At 57.4% G+C, this 17429-nt stretch carries 17 protein-coding genes; 5 read left to right on the top strand and 12 right to left on the bottom strand.

Features of this window, described 5'->3' with window-relative positions; translation table 11 throughout:
- From ACSQ36_RS42970 to ACSQ36_RS42950, 5 genes are read right to left on the bottom strand one after another with little or no spacing between them, the layout of a single operon-like run.
- Positions 1 to 1023, bottom strand: coding sequence for an LLM class flavin-dependent oxidoreductase (locus tag ACSQ36_RS42970; RefSeq protein WP_047847793.1), 1023 nt, complete (start codon positions 1021 to 1023; stop codon positions 1 to 3).
- Positions 1024 to 1060: 37 nt separating this feature from the next.
- The gene (locus tag ACSQ36_RS42965; protein WP_047847792.1) at positions 1061 to 1465 is read right to left on the bottom strand and encodes a DoxX family protein; all 405 of its coding nucleotides are present in this window, start codon (positions 1463 to 1465) and stop codon (positions 1061 to 1063) included.
- 19 nt (positions 1466 to 1484) lie between these two features.
- Positions 1485 to 2156: an alpha/beta hydrolase gene (locus ACSQ36_RS42960; RefSeq protein WP_082163387.1), complete on the bottom strand. Its 672-nt coding sequence runs from the start codon at positions 2154 to 2156 to the stop codon at positions 1485 to 1487.
- Positions 2157 to 2179: 23 nt separating this feature from the next.
- Positions 2180 to 2854: an NADPH-dependent F420 reductase gene (locus tag ACSQ36_RS42955; protein ID WP_436186956.1), complete on the bottom strand. Its 675-nt coding sequence runs from the start codon at positions 2852 to 2854 to the stop codon at positions 2180 to 2182.
- 54 nt (positions 2855 to 2908) lie between these two features.
- Positions 2909 to 3226 carry a DUF4148 domain-containing protein gene (locus ACSQ36_RS42950; protein WP_436186955.1) on the bottom strand — a complete coding sequence of 106 codons (318 nt, stop codon included), beginning with the start codon at positions 3224 to 3226 and terminating at the stop codon, positions 2909 to 2911.
- 143 nt (positions 3227 to 3369) lie between these two features.
- On the opposite strand from ACSQ36_RS42950, the gene ACSQ36_RS42945 reads away from it, so the two are divergent.
- Together ACSQ36_RS42945 and ACSQ36_RS42940 are read left to right on the top strand one after the other, a co-directional pair.
- Entirely contained in the window at positions 3370 to 4290 is a 921-nt protein-coding gene (locus ACSQ36_RS42945; RefSeq protein ID WP_436186954.1) for a LysR substrate-binding domain-containing protein, read from the top strand.
- Positions 4291 to 4549: 259 nt separating this feature from the next.
- Entirely contained in the window at positions 4550 to 5989 is a 1440-nt protein-coding gene (locus ACSQ36_RS42940; protein ID WP_436186953.1) for an ISKra4 family transposase, read from the top strand.
- A 335-nt stretch (positions 5990 to 6324) separates the two neighbouring features.
- On the opposite strand, the gene ACSQ36_RS42935 is transcribed toward ACSQ36_RS42940, so the two are convergent.
- The 5 genes from ACSQ36_RS42935 to ACSQ36_RS42915 all read right to left on the bottom strand — a co-directional run bounded on the left by ACSQ36_RS42935 (position 6325) and on the right by ACSQ36_RS42915 (position 9690).
- A complete protein-coding gene (locus tag ACSQ36_RS42935) occupies positions 6325 to 6642 on the bottom strand; it encodes a hypothetical protein (RefSeq protein ID WP_436186952.1) in 318 nt (105 codons plus the stop codon).
- The gene (locus ACSQ36_RS42930; protein WP_436186951.1) at positions 6639 to 7076 is read right to left on the bottom strand and encodes a hypothetical protein; all 438 of its coding nucleotides are present in this window, start codon (positions 7074 to 7076) and stop codon (positions 6639 to 6641) included. The genes ACSQ36_RS42935 and ACSQ36_RS42930 overlap by 4 nt, the downstream gene beginning before the upstream one ends.
- 26 nt (positions 7077 to 7102) lie before the next feature.
- On the bottom strand, positions 7103 to 9025 hold the full coding sequence (gene ligD / locus ACSQ36_RS42925; RefSeq protein WP_436186950.1) for a DNA ligase D: 1923 nt from the start codon (positions 9023 to 9025) through the stop codon (positions 7103 to 7105).
- A gap of 53 nt (positions 9026 to 9078) precedes the next feature.
- On the bottom strand, positions 9079 to 9381 hold the full coding sequence (locus tag ACSQ36_RS42920) for a hypothetical protein (protein ID WP_436186949.1): 303 nt from the start codon (positions 9379 to 9381) through the stop codon (positions 9079 to 9081).
- Positions 9382 to 9477: 96 nt separating this feature from the next.
- Positions 9478 to 9690, bottom strand: a complete 213-nt coding sequence (locus ACSQ36_RS42915) for a hypothetical protein (RefSeq protein WP_436186948.1) — start codon at positions 9688 to 9690, stop codon at positions 9478 to 9480.
- Between the two features lie 715 nt (positions 9691 to 10405).
- Here ACSQ36_RS42915 and ACSQ36_RS42910 point away from each other — a divergent pair.
- Genes ACSQ36_RS42910 through ACSQ36_RS42900 form a run of 3 tightly spaced genes read left to right on the top strand, consistent with a single transcriptional unit; the run spans position 10406 to position 14140 of the window.
- Complete coding sequence (locus ACSQ36_RS42910) at positions 10406 to 11683, top strand: ABC-three component system protein (protein ID WP_436186947.1); 1278 nt, start codon at positions 10406 to 10408, stop codon at positions 11681 to 11683.
- Positions 11673 to 12158 (top strand): three component ABC system middle component, encoded by a 486-nt coding sequence (locus ACSQ36_RS42905; RefSeq protein ID WP_436186946.1) that lies wholly within the window; start codon positions 11673 to 11675, stop codon positions 12156 to 12158. Before ACSQ36_RS42910 ends, ACSQ36_RS42905 begins: the two co-directional genes overlap by 11 nt.
- Positions 12159 to 12160: 2 nt before the next feature.
- The gene (locus tag ACSQ36_RS42900) at positions 12161 to 14140 is read left to right on the top strand and encodes a DUF3732 domain-containing protein (RefSeq protein WP_436186945.1); all 1980 of its coding nucleotides are present in this window, start codon (positions 12161 to 12163) and stop codon (positions 14138 to 14140) included.
- A 223-nt stretch (positions 14141 to 14363) separates the two neighbouring features.
- On the opposite strand, the gene ACSQ36_RS42895 is transcribed toward ACSQ36_RS42900, so the two are convergent.
- Complete coding sequence (locus tag ACSQ36_RS42895; protein WP_436186944.1) at positions 14364 to 17084, bottom strand: NB-ARC domain-containing protein; 2721 nt, start codon at positions 17082 to 17084, stop codon at positions 14364 to 14366.
- A complete protein-coding gene (locus ACSQ36_RS42890; protein WP_436186943.1) occupies positions 17081 to 17305 on the bottom strand; it encodes a hypothetical protein in 225 nt (74 codons plus the stop codon). Before ACSQ36_RS42890 ends, ACSQ36_RS42895 begins: the two co-directional genes overlap by 4 nt.
- Positions 17306 to 17429: the final 124 nt, after the last annotated feature.

The raw sequence follows: 17429 nt of genomic DNA, 5'->3' as shown, positions 1-17429 counted from the left end.
CTATGCAATAGCCCGTCGAACTGCGGGGATTACTTCGGAGGCGAGCAGTTCAATCGATTCCCTGACCATAGCGAATGGAAGGCCACCGATGTCAAGCTGCGCCATATAGCGCTGATGCCCGAATAGCTGATGTTCCATCAGGATCTTGTCGACGATTTCCTCTACGCTTCCGACAAAGAGCGCCCCGCGCGGCGAAGATACAGCTTCGTAGTCGCTCCATGACATCTCTGCGTGCCCGCGGGGAAGATTGTTTGCTATGTAGTGCCGGTAGTAGGGAAAGAATTCCTCTCGCGCACGTCGGCCGTCGCGTTGAACATGGAGATGGCCGGAGACAGCCATTTTCAGTTGTGCTGGGGAATGCCCGGCCTCCATACCCGCAGTCCGATAAAGGTTGACGAATGGTACAAACTGCTCGGGCATTCCGCCAATGTTCGCAAGATTCAACGGCAAGCCTGCACGGCCAGCACGAATAGCACTCGACGCCGTTCCGCCCGCGGCGACCCAGATTGGAATGCGACCATGCAACGGTCGCGGCATGATCCTGGCGTCGGTCAGAGGCGGCCGGTGCCTACCTGACCATGTGACGGACGCTGGTTCGTTGATCGAGACCAGGAGGCCCAGCTTTTCGTCAAACAGCGAGTCGTAGTCAGTAAGCGAATGGCCGAACAACGGAAACGACTCGCTATATGCGCCGCGTCCTACCAGCAGTTCGGAACGTCCGCCCGACAGGAGGTCGAGCGTGGAGAACTGCTGGTAGAGTCGGACAGGATCGTCGGAGCTAAGTATGCTTACGGCGCTCGTGAGCCGGATGCGTTGTGTCACACTCGCTACCGCGCCCAAAACGACCGATGGAAACGATACGGCGAAATCCGGGCGATGGTGTTCGCCCACACCGAAGACGTCGATTCCGGCCTCATCGGCGATCCGCGCCGCACTGACGATCTCGCCGAGGCGTTGACGCGCGTGCTCGGTGCTGATTTGTCCGGGAGCAAGATCGCCAAACGTGTAAATGCCGAATTCCATTGCGTTCTTCCTGTGACGTCGTAATGGTCCGTCGCGCTCAGACCTTGCGAACGGTCGGTTTCACAGCAAAGACACCATCGCCAAGCAGCGCCAGCGTCGCAGCCGCAATCGCGAGGAAAACTGGGTACTCCCAGCCACCGTTCGGATTGGTAAAGGACCAGCCGTTGCCAAAGTGCACGGTCGACGCGGCGAACAGCTCGATGGCGGCAACTGCCGCGACGGCGCGCGCATAAACGCCCGTCAGCAGGAGGACCCCGCCGACGATTTCAAACAAAATGATTGGCCATGCGAACCAGCCTGCGAAGCCGACCGATTCGAAGAATTTTGCGGTGCCTGCGGGTGTGAAGACGAACAGCTTAGTCAGTCCGTGCGCAAGGAACATAATGCCCAGCGCGAAGCGCAGGAGGAAAGCCGCATAAGGAGCGGTACGGTCATCGGTCATGATGAAACTCCAGTTCTGGTTAAACGAGATTGGTTTGCTGGCTGACCCAGCGTGAAAAGTCACCGACTATGTCGCCCGTCAGGGTGTGGCCCACGGAATACAAGTGCATTTCATGCGGGACACCGAGCCGGGTCAACCACGAGTGAGCGTGTTCTGCGAACTTCACTGGCAGTTTGTCGTCGAGTCGGCCGTGTGAAATGAATGCCGAGAGTCTGGCGAGCTTTTCGGCTGGTGCGAGATGCGGCTCCAGCTCCGGAAGAATGCGACCGCTCAGGACGGCAAAACGCTCCACGTCCTCGGGCGAGGACAAAGCAACACTCGCGCTGAGAATCCCGCCCTGGCTGAACCCCGCCATCAAGACCGGCACCGATGCGTTCGCGTCGGTGCTGGCCATGGCCCGGACCAGCCTCAGAAGGCTCAGGCGACTTTCGTCGGCTTGGGCCGCATTGATGACCGGTCCTTGCGAGCCGAATCGCACATCAAACCAGGCATATTGTCCGGAGCCGAGCTCCAGTGGGCCGCGCACGAAGACCACTTGCACCCGCTGGTCGATCGTGTCTGCAAGCGGCAGCAGGTTAGTTTCATTGCCTCCGACTCCATGCAGCAGAAAGAGTCGTGCGGCGGGCTGACCCGCTGCCGGGCGTAGACGAAACGCGAGACCGGAAGCGGCGTCTTCGTGCAGGACGTTCATGATCTGCTCTACTCCGTGTGCCGTCACTTTGCGATCCAGGTGGGCGCGATCGCCGTGCCCAGACCCGCGCCATAACCCAGATAAATATTCAGGCCCGCAAGAGGCTCGAGGTAGCGGGAGTTTTTCAGCGGGCCGGCGTCGATAGGCTTAAAACCGAGGCTTTCGATGAGTGCCTTGACGGTCTGTTTGGCAGGCTCACTGTCACTGGCGAAGAACACCGGTGCGGTCTGCTCGTTGGCAAAGACGGGCCCGTCGGCTAGAACCTGAGCAAACAGGGTGTTGAACGCCTTGACCAGTTGAACACCGGGCACTGCCTTGGAAATTTCTTCCGCGGCCGACGTGTCATGGCCAATGATCAGGCCCGAATAGTCGGCATTCAGCGGATTAGTGATGTCAATGACGACCTTGCCAGTGAGGTCGCCCAGACCTTGCAGGGCAGCCACGGCATCGCCGTAGCCCGTCGCGAGAATGACAAGCTCGCTGTTACCCAGCGCTTCGGTGAGGGGAGCGGCCTTTACACCAGCGTGCCCAGCGGCAACTGCCTGGGCCTTGGCGATATCGCGGCCGGTGACGCGGACCGCATGGCCTGCGTTGGCGAGCTGCTTGACGAATGCCGATCCCATGTTGCCGGTGCCGATGACGGTGATGTTCATATCAATAACCTCGTTAAGCTGACACGTTGAGTAGAAAGTAATCACATTTGGCGCGCAGCGTTTCAGCAGTGAATTGCTCGCGGCTCGCCAATCCGACGGTCAATGACCCGCGTAAATCGACTTCCCTGAGGTATTCGCTGCGGACACACCAGATTGCGACGAGCCGCTGCTTGCCCCACCAAAGCCGGTGTTTTCAGCTCGTGCCGCGCCGTTCTGTGCAGCCACCCGAGCCTCAGCAGCCTGGATGTCGGCCGGGTAGTACGGATCTCTGCCATGGGGGCTATAACCGGCCTTTTCGAGCAGGAGCAATTCGGCGCGTACCTGAGTGCGGCTCACGGGCTGGTTTGATTGGGCGAACGATACGACGGGAGCGGCGAATGCAGCGGCAACAACAACGGCTTGAATGAGCGACTTCATGATGGCGTACCTCAGAGTTTTGGCTATTCAGCTGCGAACCTTTTTGTTCATAGCCGTAACCAGTGAGTCCATTCTATTGACTCGACGCAGGCTGATAAACCGCTATCATCTGGACATATAGTCCCACTTATCGAGACAATAAAATGGATCGAACTCTTGAAATGAGCGTTTTCACGGCCGTCGTCGATGCCGGAAGCTTCGTTGGCGCGGTCGATGCACTGAGGATGTCAAAGGCCGCGGTCTCCCGTCATGTTGACTCCCTCGAGCAGCGCCTTGGCGTCCGCCTGCTACAGCGCACCACGCGCCGGCTTTCGCTGACTGAGGAAGGAAGGCTCTTCTATCAGCGCTCGAAAGAGATTCTGGTTTCGCTGGATGACGCCGAATCGGAGGTGACCTCGCGCACGCAGGAGCCCAGCGGACTGATCCGTGTCAATGTGCCGTTGACCTTCGGCATCATGCATCTGGCGCCGTTATGGGGTGCCTTCATGGAAACGCATCCGCAGGTCGATCTGGACATCACGCTCAACGACCGCGTCGTGGACCTCGTCGACGAAGGTTACGACTTGGCGGTACGGATCAGTACACTTCCGGACTCATCGCTGGTGTGTCGCAAGCTTGCAGAGACGGAGATGCTTGCATGCGCATCACCGGGTTATCTGTCGCGCCACGGCATACCGGCTCATCCGAAGGAACTTGCTGCCCACCGGGTCGTGGCGTACTCGCACCTTGCCGGGCGGGACGAATGGAAATTCGAGGGCCCGGACGGCGAAGTGGTCGTACGCACGCGTGCGCGGGTTTATTCAAATAATGGAGATACCTGCCGCGCGATCGGATTGCGCGACGGCGGCATCATATTGCAACCCAGTTTCATGATTGGAGAGGATCTGAAGCGCGGGGATCTGGTGAGAATCCTGCCCGATTACCGTTCGGTCGAACTGGGCATTTACGCGGTATATCCCAGCCGGAAGCAGTTGCCGATCAAGGTTCGGCGGCTGGTCGATTTTCTGTCCGACGCGTTTCTGAAACCAGCGTGGGCGGTTACTCATTCACGTTCGCAGGCCTGAGTGCGCCCCGCCAACTTTGCGACGCCCGTTTTGTCCTTGCACTAAGGAAACCCCGGAGGACAGTGTCACAATTGCACGATATTTTATTTAGGATCGCTTTATATTTTATGGTAATTGAAGAATGACGTAATAGCGGAATTAATGGGCAGGGCCAATGCGCTAGCAGAATTAACGAACATCTCGCCGAAGCCGTTAAAAAGGCTGGGAGCCGGGCGCACGAAAGGGTATCGTCTCCCTGACTACGAGACGGGGAGCCGCCATGCGATGCACAATCGTTCTTGAGTTCGATAACGGCGATGAGAGTGTGGTGAAGCGAGTTGAGGTCATGCGGTTTCACAGGCCCATCGAAGACCAGACACCCGGAGACGTGGGATTGTCACTCGCCGAAGGCAAGTCTTTGCTCAATTGTGTGCAGCAGGAGTTCGTTGTCGAGCAGATCGAACGTTTTTGCGCGTCGCGTAGATCTTGTGTGGGCTGCGGCGTACAGCGTCGCCTGCACGATAGTCATTGCTCGGAGCTGAAGACCGCGCTGGGAAAGGTTTTCTATTGCCGCGAACGATGGAAGGATTGCAATTGTGGTGCTGACGGTTCGAGATATGTTTCTCCGCTCAAGAACTACCTGACGGAGGCAAGCACCGGTGAACTGAGATGGCTGCACGCGGAGCTTGGCGCCACGATGCCCTATCGGCAAGCCAAGTGCGTCATGGACCTTCTGCTACCCACATCAGGCCGCGACAATCATGTAACCATCCGCAATCACACCGTGACTGTCGGAAAATCGATACAGCACGCACGACCTGTGCGCCGATGGTGCGAGACGACAAAGCCGAATGCGGAGCTTGGCATTGACGTCGGCTATGTCCGTCGCGCACGTTGCAATCGCAAGGGTCCGAAGGACAATCGCGCAGAAGCCGGGAACCGGTCATCGTCGATCGCAGTCGTCGTTGCTGCTGTGGGCCAAGCCGGTGAGCAACCACGAGTGTGGGCTTCAGCCATGCCGCGCACCAAGCGACTGAATCAAGAAATGACGCGATTCCTGGAGGACAGTGGATACGCGGACCCTAATGAAGTCGTAGTCCTGACTGATGGAGCTCTGGACCTGGTCGGTATCGCGAGCGACCTTCCCTACGATAGTGAGTGGATTCTCGATTGGGCGCACATTGGGCGAATGTTGCGACGCGTCGATCAAGCTATCGCGCCTCTGGCATACGGGCGACTCACGGACAATGGATCAGCGTTCGAACTGTGGGACCTATTTGTCCGCTTCCGCCACTACGTTTGGGTCGGAGACACGGTGGCTTGGCAGCAGTTCGCAGCTAAGCTCGCTCACTTGCTTGATCTGCGCGAGAAACGAGATCCGACAGTGAGTAGCCAAATCAAGAATGCAAGCTACAGCCTCTCGAATGTGGTCACGTATCTCAAGAGCAACGTTGAGTCGCTGATCGACTATCGCACTTGGCAACGTGTGGGACGGCGAATCTCCACCGGCTTCGTCGAATCGTCGATTAACCGAATAGTTGGCCGTCGAATGTGCAAGAGCCAGCATATGCGCTGGAGTCGCATGGGAGCACACAGTATCGTGCAATTGCGCGTCGCGCTGTTGAACCAAGAATTCCAGGAACTTGCACAACGACAGTTTCCGTGGATTGGACAGCGACGTGTTACGTGGCCCTGGCAGAAAACATCCCAAGGTTTTTAACGGCTTCCCTCAACACTGGGCGAACATCGCTCCTTGAGATGGCAACGCGGGCAGGCGCTGGGCCAGTAAAAGCCTGCACATGGTGGATGGCGCCTACCATTTTGGGTCGACACGTGGCGGCGGCCGGCTTTCTCAAGCGGGAAGGCCATAACTCCTGCAGACAGACGAAGTCGGTAGACGCCTCGCACAGCCAGGCGAGCAGCGCTGGCAAACGTGAAGGTGGCGATCTTGAGAGTCGTCATGGGGTAAGGCGTCCCTCTGTGGGAATCGTTGCACCCCCGCGCTGCGCGTTTTCGGCGTCATGCCTGCACCGGTTTCACCCTGCCGACCACCGGCTATGTCTGTTGCGCCTGTTGCCAGCCGGCTCCCGCATCGTCTACTTTGTCGCTCGGGCCGTTTTCTATATACGAGTCTTGAAAGACCTGTCCGACGAGGCTTTGATAGTTTGCTGGATCGGCGCTGACAATGGCTCTGAACATTTGAATTAATGCATTGCCGTCTGCCAAGTGCGCAACGACCACGCGCGCAGTACGTAGCGATATCGACTCGCGCACCGGCAACATCGAGCTCCCATCGTGCAACTCGAAGGTGAAACGATGAACTTCTTCGTGGCCTTCAGGCAGCTTGGTTTGTCGACAAATGATCGCCTTCACGAGATATCCTCCTTCGAAGCTTTTCCGACTGACAACAATGGGCCTTCGAGGTCGGGCTCAGGCACAGTGTCAAACCCCTTTCCAAACCACGAGACTTGTTGTCGAAGCTCGGACACGTAACTGTCCCATCCGCTTTGGTGACCGACGAAAAGATCGTGTTGCACCAGGTTCGCCAGTAGTGGACGGTTGAGCTCCTTCTCAAGCAGCGCCTTGGGCCACAAGAAAAACGCGCTCGCCGCTCGCTTGGCGAACTCGTAGGGCGTCATCTCCGGATCGACCATTCGCAGGATCGGGAAACTCATCAGCGACTCCTCTTGGGCGGCTGCTTCGCCCACCGTATTGAAGCGCAGCGCGCACTTCATCACGCATGCACTCGCTTCCAATACATCGCCCAGGTGTAGCAGCAGCGCACGTCGTTCGATACCATCGTCCATTCGCTATCTCCCGATTGTCCGCGCCCCTATTTCGTGCCTATCGCACGTCGCATGGCGCTCGTCAGGCCCTGTCTGCACCGCCAGTAACCCTGCCATGGATCAGCGCCCAGAGTTCGTTGGCGCTTGATCGCCGTGTGGATTGTCCACTGATCCGCCTTTTTGACTTCTCGTAGCTCTTCCCATGCAATAGGCATCGACACGCCCATGCCAGAGCGCGCTCTCGCGGAAAAGGCTGCGACCGTGCTCGCCGCTTTGCTGTTGCGCAGGTAGTCGATAAAGATCTTGCCGACGCGGTTTTTCGGACCGAGCACGGCTGAAAACCGATCCGGAAACACCTTCGCCATATGCCTCGCAATGGCCTGCGAGAACGACTTCACTTCGTCCCACCCTTGTCGGCGTGTCAGCGGAATGACGATGTGATAGCCCTTGCCGCCGCTCGTCTTGACGAAGCATTGAAGTCCGACCTCGTCGAGCAGAACCTTTGCCAGTTCAGCGGCCTCCGTCATCATGCGCCACGACAGGGCCGGATCTGGGTCGAGGTCGAGGACGAATCGGTCCGGATGCTCAAGATTTGGCTGTGACGCATTCCAGGTGTGCAACTCGATCACGTTCATTTGGGCCAGACCAATGAGCGCTTCATGGGTGTCCACCGCGAGCAAAGGCGGGTGATTCGGATGCAAGGCGGTGGGCAGCTTGGTGATGCCGGGAATGCGCGATCTTTCCTCGTGCTTTTGAAAGAATAGCTCGCCGGCTATCCCATCAGGCGCACGTACCAGCGACACCGGCCGATCTTGCAAATACGGCAGCGCCCATTCGGCTATCTCGTCGTAGTAGCGCACGAGATCAATCTTCTTGAGACCCGTGGTTTGATCGATGACGCGTTCGGCGTTGGAGATCTTTTGGCCCGAAAGTGTCACGTTGCCACGCCGACCAGGTTGAACCCGGGTCGACCCTGTTTGCGCTTCGACTGGCTCACCGTTCTCGACGTCGACCACCGGCTCTTCCGTGACGGCCTCTGCCGGCTTGTCCTCCCGCATCCCGTGAAAGATAGGCTGGCGCACTTCCCCACCGGGTGTCCATTCCAGGAACGATATCTCGGCAACCAGACGCGGCTCCAACCAGACGTAGTCCCGATCTTTGTCCGCTGGCGGTGGATTATAAAAAGCGCTCGTCTTGCGTGCGAGCGGCTTCGCTTTTCTCTGGAGAGTGGAAAGCTGCGAGGGCCGCAGATTTTGCTTCGCGGAGCCGGCGAACCGCAATGATCCGTCGGGTTCATGGACACCCAGCATGAGCGAGCGAACGCCTGTTTTCGCGCCCTTCGGCCGGGTAAAACCAGCGATGACAAATTCCTGGCGCAGACGGCATTTGAGCTTGATCCAATCCGTGGAGCGGCCAGAACGATAGGGAGCGTCCGCGCGTTTGCCAATGATGCCCTCGAGCCGCATCTTGCAAGCGGATGCGACGAGTGATGCCGGGTCTTGCGCGAAATCTTCCGAGTACCGCAGCAAATCGTGATGGACCTCGCCCATCAGATCCGACAGGACGTCACGGCGCGCACGAAGCGGCTGCTCTCGGAGATCCGTGCCATTGAGATACATCAGATCGAATACGAAAAGCAGGATTTCCGAAGTGCTGCGTCGATCGAATGCGTTCTGAAGTGCGTTGAAGTCTGGCATACCCGCGGCATTGAGCACGACGGCCTCGGCGTCCAGCCACCCGTCCTCAACGGGGAGCCCATTCAATGCCACGATCAGTTTTGGCAAGCGGTCTGACCAATCGTGCCCGTTGCGGGTAAATATCCGAGATGACCCGTGCTCGATTCGACACAACATTCGATAGCCGTCGAACTTGATTTCGTAGGACCAGTCGCCTTCGGTCGGTGCACGACTGGCAAGCGTTGCGAGTTGAGGTTCAATGAATGACGGCATCGCGCCGGGCGGGTCTTCCATGACCCGTTTGGGCGCCTTTCGGCTCGCAGAACCCCATCGCCCGGCCATGAGGTTCACGCATCCGGCTTGAGGCCGTCTGTCAGAGCCGCTCGATCCAGCCAATCCAGCAGGTCCGGACGCGAAGAAAACCGTGGGTCAGCAAACCACTCCACCAAATGCTCGTGCATGTCCCCGCAGCAATTGTGATCGATGTCGAATATTCCGTCGAAGCCAGGATAGTCAGCGCAAAGGCGAAAGCCGATTAGCTGCGTGCCGTTCAGGCAGACGACGGTGTGCTCAGTAACATCGGCGGCGGTGCCGCGCGGTTTGTCGCCAAGCAGCGAAACGAGTTTTGCCTTCACACTTTCAATATCCATAGCATTGCGGACTTCTGTGACGACGTTGCTTTCCAGTGCCTCGGGTTCGACCGCAAGCGCACAGGCTGGTCGCCCGACGGCGATACGGTACGGGGCTCAGCTATCTTTGGTGCCCAGCTCCTCATGTTTATGCGAATGCGTGGCCGCATGCACGAGCTCGAAGTGCGCGCCCTTTCCACTGCGCGTCGGCGGGAAATGCTCCCCCTCGACACACGTCACTTCGAAAGCTGCCGCACCGTCTCCTTCCTTCACGACCTTATAGATGCCGGATGTTTTGACGGTCTCGCCGGGCTTGTGGATTTCGGACATTTGGCCTCTCCTTTTGGAATGAGTGCGCGTGTTCCAGCAAGCTCCATGCCGCCAGGCGGGACAGTTTCAGGCGCTCGAGTTGCCATTGACTGTGTCTAGTTGACGCGCCCACCGGCGTCGGACTGAGTACAGGCAAACACGGGGCAGCCGTGACGCCGGCCGACGCCACCGTGCCATTCCCTCGCGCTTCCCGGTCGTCGTCTTGAACTCGAAACCGCTCCGCTTCGGCCTGTTCCAGGTGTGATAACGCCGTTATTACGACACCTGCATTTGCTTCCCCGCAGTGCGTGCAACGGAAACCGTTCTTTCGGCCATTTTTAAGCCGGTTCAATGGCGATAACCGGTATTATCGCCATTGAACGAATTTATAATCGATAATCTGCGCTATTTATCAAATTATCTATGATTTATTTACGCAAAATTCGTACTTTATTATTTTTTGGTGAATAAGATTATGTCAAATAAGAAAACGCAATGTTTGTGAATTCCAGATGTTGCGCGGCTCAACTAAGCGGCTTGCTATACGAACTGTCACACTCGCCCATGCACCGGGGCGGCATCTTGCCTGCAACACGATTGTCGGAGCGATAGAACGAAATAAACTGCACAGCACTGAAGCGCGAGGATTCGCCGGAGATGATGAGCGCTTCCCGCTCATGGAGCATTAGTTTGCCTATTTGTCTCTTGAAATACATAATCCGCGCACGATTATTGGTTGAAAGCTTCCCGCCTTTGTTTGAATAACACCGACATCACGGGCCAGTTGGCGCTAACCCTCGGGGGTAACATGGCAAAAAGACCAAATGGTGCGCCGAAACCGGCGCTTGGTCAGTTGTACGGTTATGGAGTTCAGGAGGCCCGCTTTCTTCATCATCTATTGCGGTCTCATTCGGGGGATACCGTCGCGTTGGAATGGGTCGACGATGTGTCGGGCGTGAAGGCGGGCGAGTCCTTTGCCGAGCAGGATAAAAGTGGGCTAGCTCACAACCCGATCAGCGACCACGCAGTTGACCTTTGGAAAACATTTGCGAACTGGCTTGAGGGGCGGCGTAGTGGCTATATTCCGCCAGGAACGAAGTTCATTTTGTACGTCGCACAGCCATACAAGGGGAAAGTCGCTCAGAAGATGAGCGATTGCCAGGGTCTGCAAGAGGCAAAAGCGTTAATCGCTTGGTTGCGAACGCAGTTCTGGGGAACAAAGCCAGATTTCGAGAAGAAAGTGTTGATTCCAGAGTCGCTTGGGAAATACCTTAATGTCGTCCTGTCTGCAAAGGACGCAGCGCTCGCGGACATAATTCGCTCATTTACGTTGGAATGCGGTATCGGTTCGCCATACGAGGAGATTGCCGCCGAAATCGGTAACGCGCCTGTGGGCGCCGAAAACGTTCCGCAAATATTGAATCAACTTGCCGGCTGGATTCGAACGACGACATTCAAACAGATTCAGAACAGGCGGGCAGTGTCGATTGGTCGCGACGATTTCTTTGTGGAGTATTTGGCTGCCGTTCGCAAATTCGACCGTGCCGACACGGTACTTCCGTCTTTCGCAGAGCTTCCGACAGACGACGAAATACAGGTGGAGTTTTTGGGTGAGACTTATGTACATCAACTTCAACTCATCAACGCCGACATGGATCTTGTCTTCGACGCAATCAACACGTACTTGATGGCGTCCACGGATCGCGTCGAATGGGCGAAGAGAGGATACGTCCACCGCAGCAGCATGCTCGAATACGAGGCGGCTCTTACTCGCACATGGCGTGCCAAGCGTTCCGCGGTAAATGTTCAATTGCGGGGACGAGAACCGGTCGAGGTGGGAATCACCCTACTCTCAAGCTGCCTAGAAGCGAACATTGATCTGCAGGGGAAGCACGTCCCGAGTCACTTCACGCCGGGGAGTTTCCATAAGTTGGCGAACTCACTGCACATCGGATGGCACCCGGACTTCGCAAACCTGTTAGTTTCAACAAAGGACCAAGCGCATGCTGCTTGATGAAATCGATGCAATCCAGAACCCTGCGCTTGGCGCGACACTAATCTGGCGTTCGGTCTGCGGCTTTTACTCCGCAAGCGGCAAGACCGACGGAGCCCCTATGATTCTCGCGTTCCTGGTGTTGCCGCTGGTATTCAATGAGGATTTGCGCGAGGTGATAGGCAGCACCTACAAATCATCTGGCATCCGGAAATTCGAGAGCAAATTCGACAAACAGGCAGACCTCCTGCTATCGATTCAGGAACGCGCTAAGGCAATGCTCGACCTATCCCGTCGTTCGCTTGCAATCGGCATCTCAACCGGCCTCGTAAGTTTGACGCCAGCGACCGCGACAGTGTGGCCGCGCAGTACAACCCCACCTCATTCCCAAAAGCCCGAAGTCTCTCCGCTCACATCAGCAGCCGAAAAGCTTGGCGTCTGGGCCCAGCAAACATCGCTTCGTGAACTCTGCTTCGCGCTTCGTCTGGAACTGTAATCGTGCAACTGCAAATCCTTGAAGTCATTCTTTGGCCAAAAGCCGCCGGCCTTCCACCACGCCGGGTCCCGTTCGAGCCAGGTAAGGTTAACGTCATCAGTGGAGCATCGAAGCGCGGAAAATCATCGGTCATCCCGATTGTCGACTACTGCCTCGGGTCGCGACTCTGCGCCATCCCCGCGGGCACAATTCGCGAAGCTTGCGCGTGGTTCGGTATCCGGGTTCAAACGAGCGAAGGGGAAAAAATATTCGCACGCCGGGAACCTGGAAAACAGCAAAGCACCGACGAGATGATGCTGCTTGAGGACTCGGTGCTTGACGTGCCGACGGATACTCCAAAGAAGAACACAACCCGGCAGGCGGTCAAACACCTTCTGGACAGACTAGCCGGTCTCTCGAATTTGGGCTTCGATCCGGAAGAGCCTCGAAGTGGCTTTCAAGGACGCCCCAGTTTTCGCGACACCTTGGCGTTCTGCTTTCAACCTCAGAATATCGTCGCCAACCCCGACGTCCTGTACTTCAGGGCTGACACTAACGAACATCGCGAAAAAGTACGAACGATTTTCCCGTATGTACTCGGAGCAACGACCGCTGAGCGTCTCGCAAAAAAATGGGAGCTCGAAAATCTCCTGCGAGAACTCCGTCGCAAGGAACGAGAACGTGCAGCGCATGACACAGTTTCTGCGACCTGGCTTGCTAACTTGCAAGTGTGGGTCACGGAGGCGCGCGAACTAGGCTTGCTCCGTGGAGATGCCTTGGAAGCCACCGAAGAAACCCTCATCGTTGCTCTGGAAAAGGTTCTCGCTGCTGGAGAAGAAGGGAATGGCTTCTCTGCGCAGGGCACGGGCGCATCAGCGGATGAATACGCGGCGCTGCAGACTGAAGAGTCGAAGATTGTTCTTGACTTGAGCGTAGCGCGGCATCGCCTGAATCAGATTACTGCGGTCCGCGGCACAGTGGGTTATTACAAGGGAGCGCTAGACAGTCAGGCTGCCCGCCTCGGCGTCTCGCGATGGCTGCGAACGTTGTCAAATGATGGCGCCCGCTGCCCAATTTGCGATAGTGCGATGACGTCGTCGAGCGGTGAGCTTGAGCAACTGTGTGACGCGCTGGCCACGATTGAGAACGAAACGCATACCGTCTCGATGGCGCCACCTGTACTGGACCGTGATCTCGTCGACGTCAAATCCAAATTGTCGCTGCTTGAAGACCAACTGAAAGCGGTCCGGATTCGAAAGCGAGCAATCGAATCACGCTCGAAAGCGATCCGGGAAGGAGAACAGACGTCAGCACGTGTTGCCCGTTTCCTAGGCCGCGTCGAGCAGGCGCTTGAGCTATTTTCGGCGCGCTCTGCACCGGGTGGATTGAACGAAGAACTTGAAAAGCTGAACGATAGTATCGAAGACCTACGGAAATCCCTTTCCGAGCAGCAGTACGCGCTCAAGCTTGATGCTGCAACGGCCCGTGTTTCGAAAGACATAACCAGAATCGCTGCGAAGCTCGATGTCGAACGTAAAGATGCTCCAGCGCGCCTCGACATTAAAGAACTCACAGTCGGCGTGCGAGATGACGCCGGTCGCGAAGATTTTTTATGGCATCTGGGTAGTGGGGCAAACTGGCTCTCATATCACGTGGCTGCGATTCTGGCTCTTCACGTATTCTTCCTCCGGCAACTTCATTCGCCGGTACCGGCGCTAATCATTTTCGACCAGCCAAGCCAAGTCTATTTCCCCCAGCGGTTGACGCGACCCACCGCGCAAAGTGAAGAGGACGACATCGGTGACGAAGACGTTGCATCGATCCGCCGCTTCTTTGAGGCCATGGGCAAGCTCGCTGCCCATTTCAAGGGAAAACTACAAATAATCGTACTCGACCATGCGGGTCCGGATGTGTGGGACCAACTTGAAGCGGTCTCATTGGCTGAAGAGTGGCGTGGAAACGACTACCTTGTACCCAAGGATTGGCTCGACATTCTCGAATAGGCGACTTACGCGGCGTAGGATTCGGCACGCGGTGAAAGCAGCTGAACGCGGCGTTCTGCGCGCAGAAGGATGGCGCGCGACGAAAGGCCAAGACAGTACGCGAGCTCGCATGCATCAAGGTAGCGGTGGACTGGCAGCGGGTAAGCTGATGTTTTCATGCCGTGTATTGCCAACGCAATCAAACTGTCTGCACAGGCTGAAATTCTCACGGCCCCGACGGACTCTACATCGATAGGCCAGCCGCGCGAATTCGCTCGTCGAGCCTGGCGGCTTCGCCTACCTTTTGACTGACCGCGCGCGCCGCGAGCAAGTCCGCACCAGCATTAGCCTCGCTCAAAGCCGTGCGAATGTCGTAGCGCAATTCTAAGAACTCGCTGCGAAAGTGTTCCGCCCTCAATCGTTTGAGCGCTGATTCGATCCAGTTCAGGGCATCTTGCGCATCCCCCTGCACCAAGCGGGCGCGCGCCATGAGTCGCTGCAGCCATTCGCTTTCGGCCAAGTGCTGTTGCATCTTCAGCATTGCCTCGCCGTCACCGGGGCGCCCCATGTCAATCAGCAGTTCGGCCTGTCTTTGCTGGCGAAAGGCAACGGGCTTGGCTAGGGCCTCGTAAAGGGTCAACGCCTTGGCTCGAAGCCGGTCCCGATCGCAGCCGGGAAGCTTGGCGGCCTCGGCATAAATCTCGGCCCAAGCGAAGCGATCACTATCGCTGTCGAGGCTCTCGACACCCGGTTCAGGCAACTGACGGAAGATGGCGGTGAAAAGAGCGGGGTTTTCGCCGGACAAGAAACGTCCGAGCGGCGCAAAAGCACTGAACGCCTGACCCACACCAAGATTAGCCGCATCGACGATTGTCTTCTCGATCGCCGCGGCATGTCGGGCGATGATGTCGTTGCGCCAATTTCCGTGGCCGGCGGGAAGTCGTTCGATAACGCCCAGCAACACCGAGAAGGTCACCTCGCGGTTACCGGCGAGCTTTTCGAAGATACCATCGACCAGGGCGATCGTCTCCGATGTCTTTTCAGGGTCCTTCCGGTAAATGTCGATTAGTTGCAAGCGCGCCTCTTCCAAGCGGCAAGGCCCGGCTAGCACGGCCTCGAAAAGGGCCGCCGCTTCGGACGCGCGGCCCAGCCGCTTTAGCGCCTTTCCCTTGTGGTGTTGGATCTGAGCACGTTCGAGATCGGTCGGGTCGGTGAGCTCCGCCAGAACGTCAAACGTTGGCATACGCCCGTCTAGACGTTGCCGGGCGACCTCGTCTCCGTCATGCTTATCGAGCAGGTAGAACTGCTCGACCGCCTCGATGACGGCGATGACGGCAAGTTCGTCGCGTTTTTGCCCCATCAACGCCTTGGCGTCTTCGAGCGGCTCACCCACGAGGTCTCGACGAATTTCGGTTGTTTCCCACACCGACAGAAGCGCGTAGAGAAACGCGGTACGGCGGTCGCCGGAGGCGATCAGTTTCTCAAGCTTGGATCTCAGGCTGCGCGCGATGGCCCAGAACTGCAATCCTGCTGTGCTCGCGGTCGTAGTCAGGTAGATTTCCAATGCGCCGGTAAGCTCGGCGCTCCGCGCGTCGTCACACCAAGTCCCACCCTGCACGGATGCGAAGACGATGTCATGCAAACGCACGGTACCGGAACGGTCAGTGGCGGTCAGGCCCGCGTCTCGTAGCTTTCGCACTCCTACGGGCGCGAGCACTTCAAAAAGAAAATCCTGGTTGACCGCCGCAAGCGCGGCCCATTGAAAGACGGAAAGCTCCCGTTGCAGCATCGGACGCAGGCGTGCCAGCATTCGGTCGGCCAGGCGCTGTCCCTTGTCGTCAGGAAGCTCACCCACTACGCAACAATCGAGCGCAATTTCGGCCCAGTTGGCGTTTTGCTGCTGAACGGTCGCCCGCAGCAGATTTAGGCTCAGGGGATGGCCGCCCACGGTCGACCAGATAGTGCGAAAGATGTCTTCGGGACACGGCGTGCCAGCCTGGTCCAAGATGGTTCTAGCTTCGTCTTCGGCAAGGAGCGGAAGATCGTAGGCTTGAATGCTCCGGTGGCGCTGAGTCAGGATGATGTGCGATCTCGGCCCGCATAGCGTCGAGAGCTGACCGCTCGCAAGGCCCGGATCTGCGTCGTCAATCACCAACAGGCAAGCCCGGGTCTTGAGGAGTGCAGTGATGTTGCGTGTTTCGCCTGCCCGGATCAGCGGCAGCGACTTGAGGTCTTCGATTTGCTTGCATTCCCCAGCCTTAAGCCAAACGACCAGATCGTATTCGTCACTGTGCTTCTTCGCGAAAGCAGCTGCAGCATGCGATTTTCCAAGCCCAGCCATACCGGCGATGGCGACGACCGGCATGATGGCAAGCCGCCGGGAAAGCTCACAGTCCACATCCGCGCGTAACAGGCTGGCGGCCTCGGGACTCGGCGTAAGAGCGCTCGCTGCCTCCTCATCCCAGAGCCGCTGGAGGTCGGGCAAGTAATGCGAAAGCCGCCGTACCACCTCGTCGCTGAAAATCAAATGGTCGATGATCTTGGCGGCGATCTCCTCGTTTCCCCAAATATGGAGCGTCCTGCCCAGCATCTGGGGCCGCGCCATCACAACCTTATGGAACGTGTCGGCCTTCTGAGGCCGTCGCTGCGTCCCGGACAGTAAGAAAATTTCTGCAGCTTTCGGCTTGTCGCCCAAGGCTTTGGTCAGATCCTCCTCGGCCTTCTTCATTTCGCCGTCGAAATAGTTCGCCCGATCGGAGTACTCGACCGCCACACACTCGTCATCGCTGACGGAATCGACCACGCCGGAAACCGGGTAGCCTAAGAGATTGGTGCCCGCGTGCGTCATTGGCACTCCCAGCAGAGCGTCCATGAACACGGCGCCAAACCGCTCAAACTCAGGGCCGATGCGTGTTATCCCTTGGGCCAGAATCTCAATTTGCGCGGTGCGCCGCTTTGGGTTCATGGCGAACTCTCTTGGTCACTGCTTGGGACGTTGCGCCGTTCGTGGGGCCGAACTTTGGGCGATTGAGCATCAATAAGGTCAAGTTGTTGCGTCAAATATGACCAAATCTGCAATGCAATATCCAATCCCGACGGATTGTTCGGCCGGGTTTTCTCGGAATAGGTCAGAAAGCTATAGGTGGCGTCGCGCGCCATTCTTTTTCCCTCGCTGTAGGTCACCATGATACAGCGCGTGTTCGGCGGATCAACGGTGCGCTGTGGGAAAGTCCTATCGTCTCGCAAGAATCGCGGAAATGGCGGATCTGTTTCCTAAACTTTCGACATTGCCGTGAACACGCGTTCGCAC

The organism is Caballeronia sp. LjRoot34 (assembly GCF_964253815.1).
In the GTDB taxonomy this organism is placed as follows: Bacteria; Pseudomonadota; Gammaproteobacteria; order Burkholderiales; family Burkholderiaceae; genus Caballeronia.
This window is presented reverse-complemented; position numbering and strand designations above follow the sequence as displayed.

What these genes read in the sequence shown, in the direction of transcription:
- ACSQ36_RS42890 (WP_436186943.1), bottom strand. Translation starts at nt 17,305, where the DNA reads ATGGTGACCTACAGCGAGGGAAAAAGAATGGCGCGCGACGCCACCTAT.
- ACSQ36_RS42965 (WP_047847792.1), bottom strand. Translation starts at nt 1,465, where the DNA reads ATGACCGATGACCGTACCGCTCCTTATGCGGCTTTCCTCCTGCGCTTC.
- ACSQ36_RS42960 (WP_082163387.1), bottom strand. Translation starts at nt 2,156, where the DNA reads ATGAACGTCCTGCACGAAGACGCCGCTTCCGGTCTCGCGTTTCGTCTA.
- ligD (WP_436186950.1), bottom strand. Translation starts at nt 9,025, where the DNA reads ATGGAAGACCCGCCCGGCGCGATGCCGTCATTCATTGAACCTCAACTC.
- ACSQ36_RS42920 (WP_436186949.1), bottom strand. Translation starts at nt 9,381, where the DNA reads ATGGATATTGAAAGTGTGAAGGCAAAACTCGTTTCGCTGCTTGGCGAC.
- ACSQ36_RS42945 (WP_436186954.1), top strand. Translation starts at nt 3,370, where the DNA reads ATGGATCGAACTCTTGAAATGAGCGTTTTCACGGCCGTCGTCGATGCC.
- ACSQ36_RS42970 (WP_047847793.1), bottom strand. Translation starts at nt 1,023, where the DNA reads ATGGAATTCGGCATTTACACGTTTGGCGATCTTGCTCCCGGACAAATC.
- ACSQ36_RS42895 (WP_436186944.1), bottom strand. Translation starts at nt 17,084, where the DNA reads ATGAACCCAAAGCGGCGCACCGCGCAAATTGAGATTCTGGCCCAAGGG.
- ACSQ36_RS42905 (WP_436186946.1), top strand. Translation starts at nt 11,673, where the DNA reads ATGCTGCTTGATGAAATCGATGCAATCCAGAACCCTGCGCTTGGCGCG.
- ACSQ36_RS42950 (WP_436186955.1), bottom strand. Translation starts at nt 3,226, where the DNA reads ATGAAGTCGCTCATTCAAGCCGTTGTTGTTGCCGCTGCATTCGCCGCT.
- ACSQ36_RS42930 (WP_436186951.1), bottom strand. Translation starts at nt 7,076, where the DNA reads ATGGACGATGGTATCGAACGACGTGCGCTGCTGCTACACCTGGGCGAT.
- ACSQ36_RS42940 (WP_436186953.1), top strand. Translation starts at nt 4,550, where the DNA reads ATGCGATGCACAATCGTTCTTGAGTTCGATAACGGCGATGAGAGTGTG.
- ACSQ36_RS42915 (WP_436186948.1), bottom strand. Translation starts at nt 9,690, where the DNA reads ATGTCCGAAATCCACAAGCCCGGCGAGACCGTCAAAACATCCGGCATC.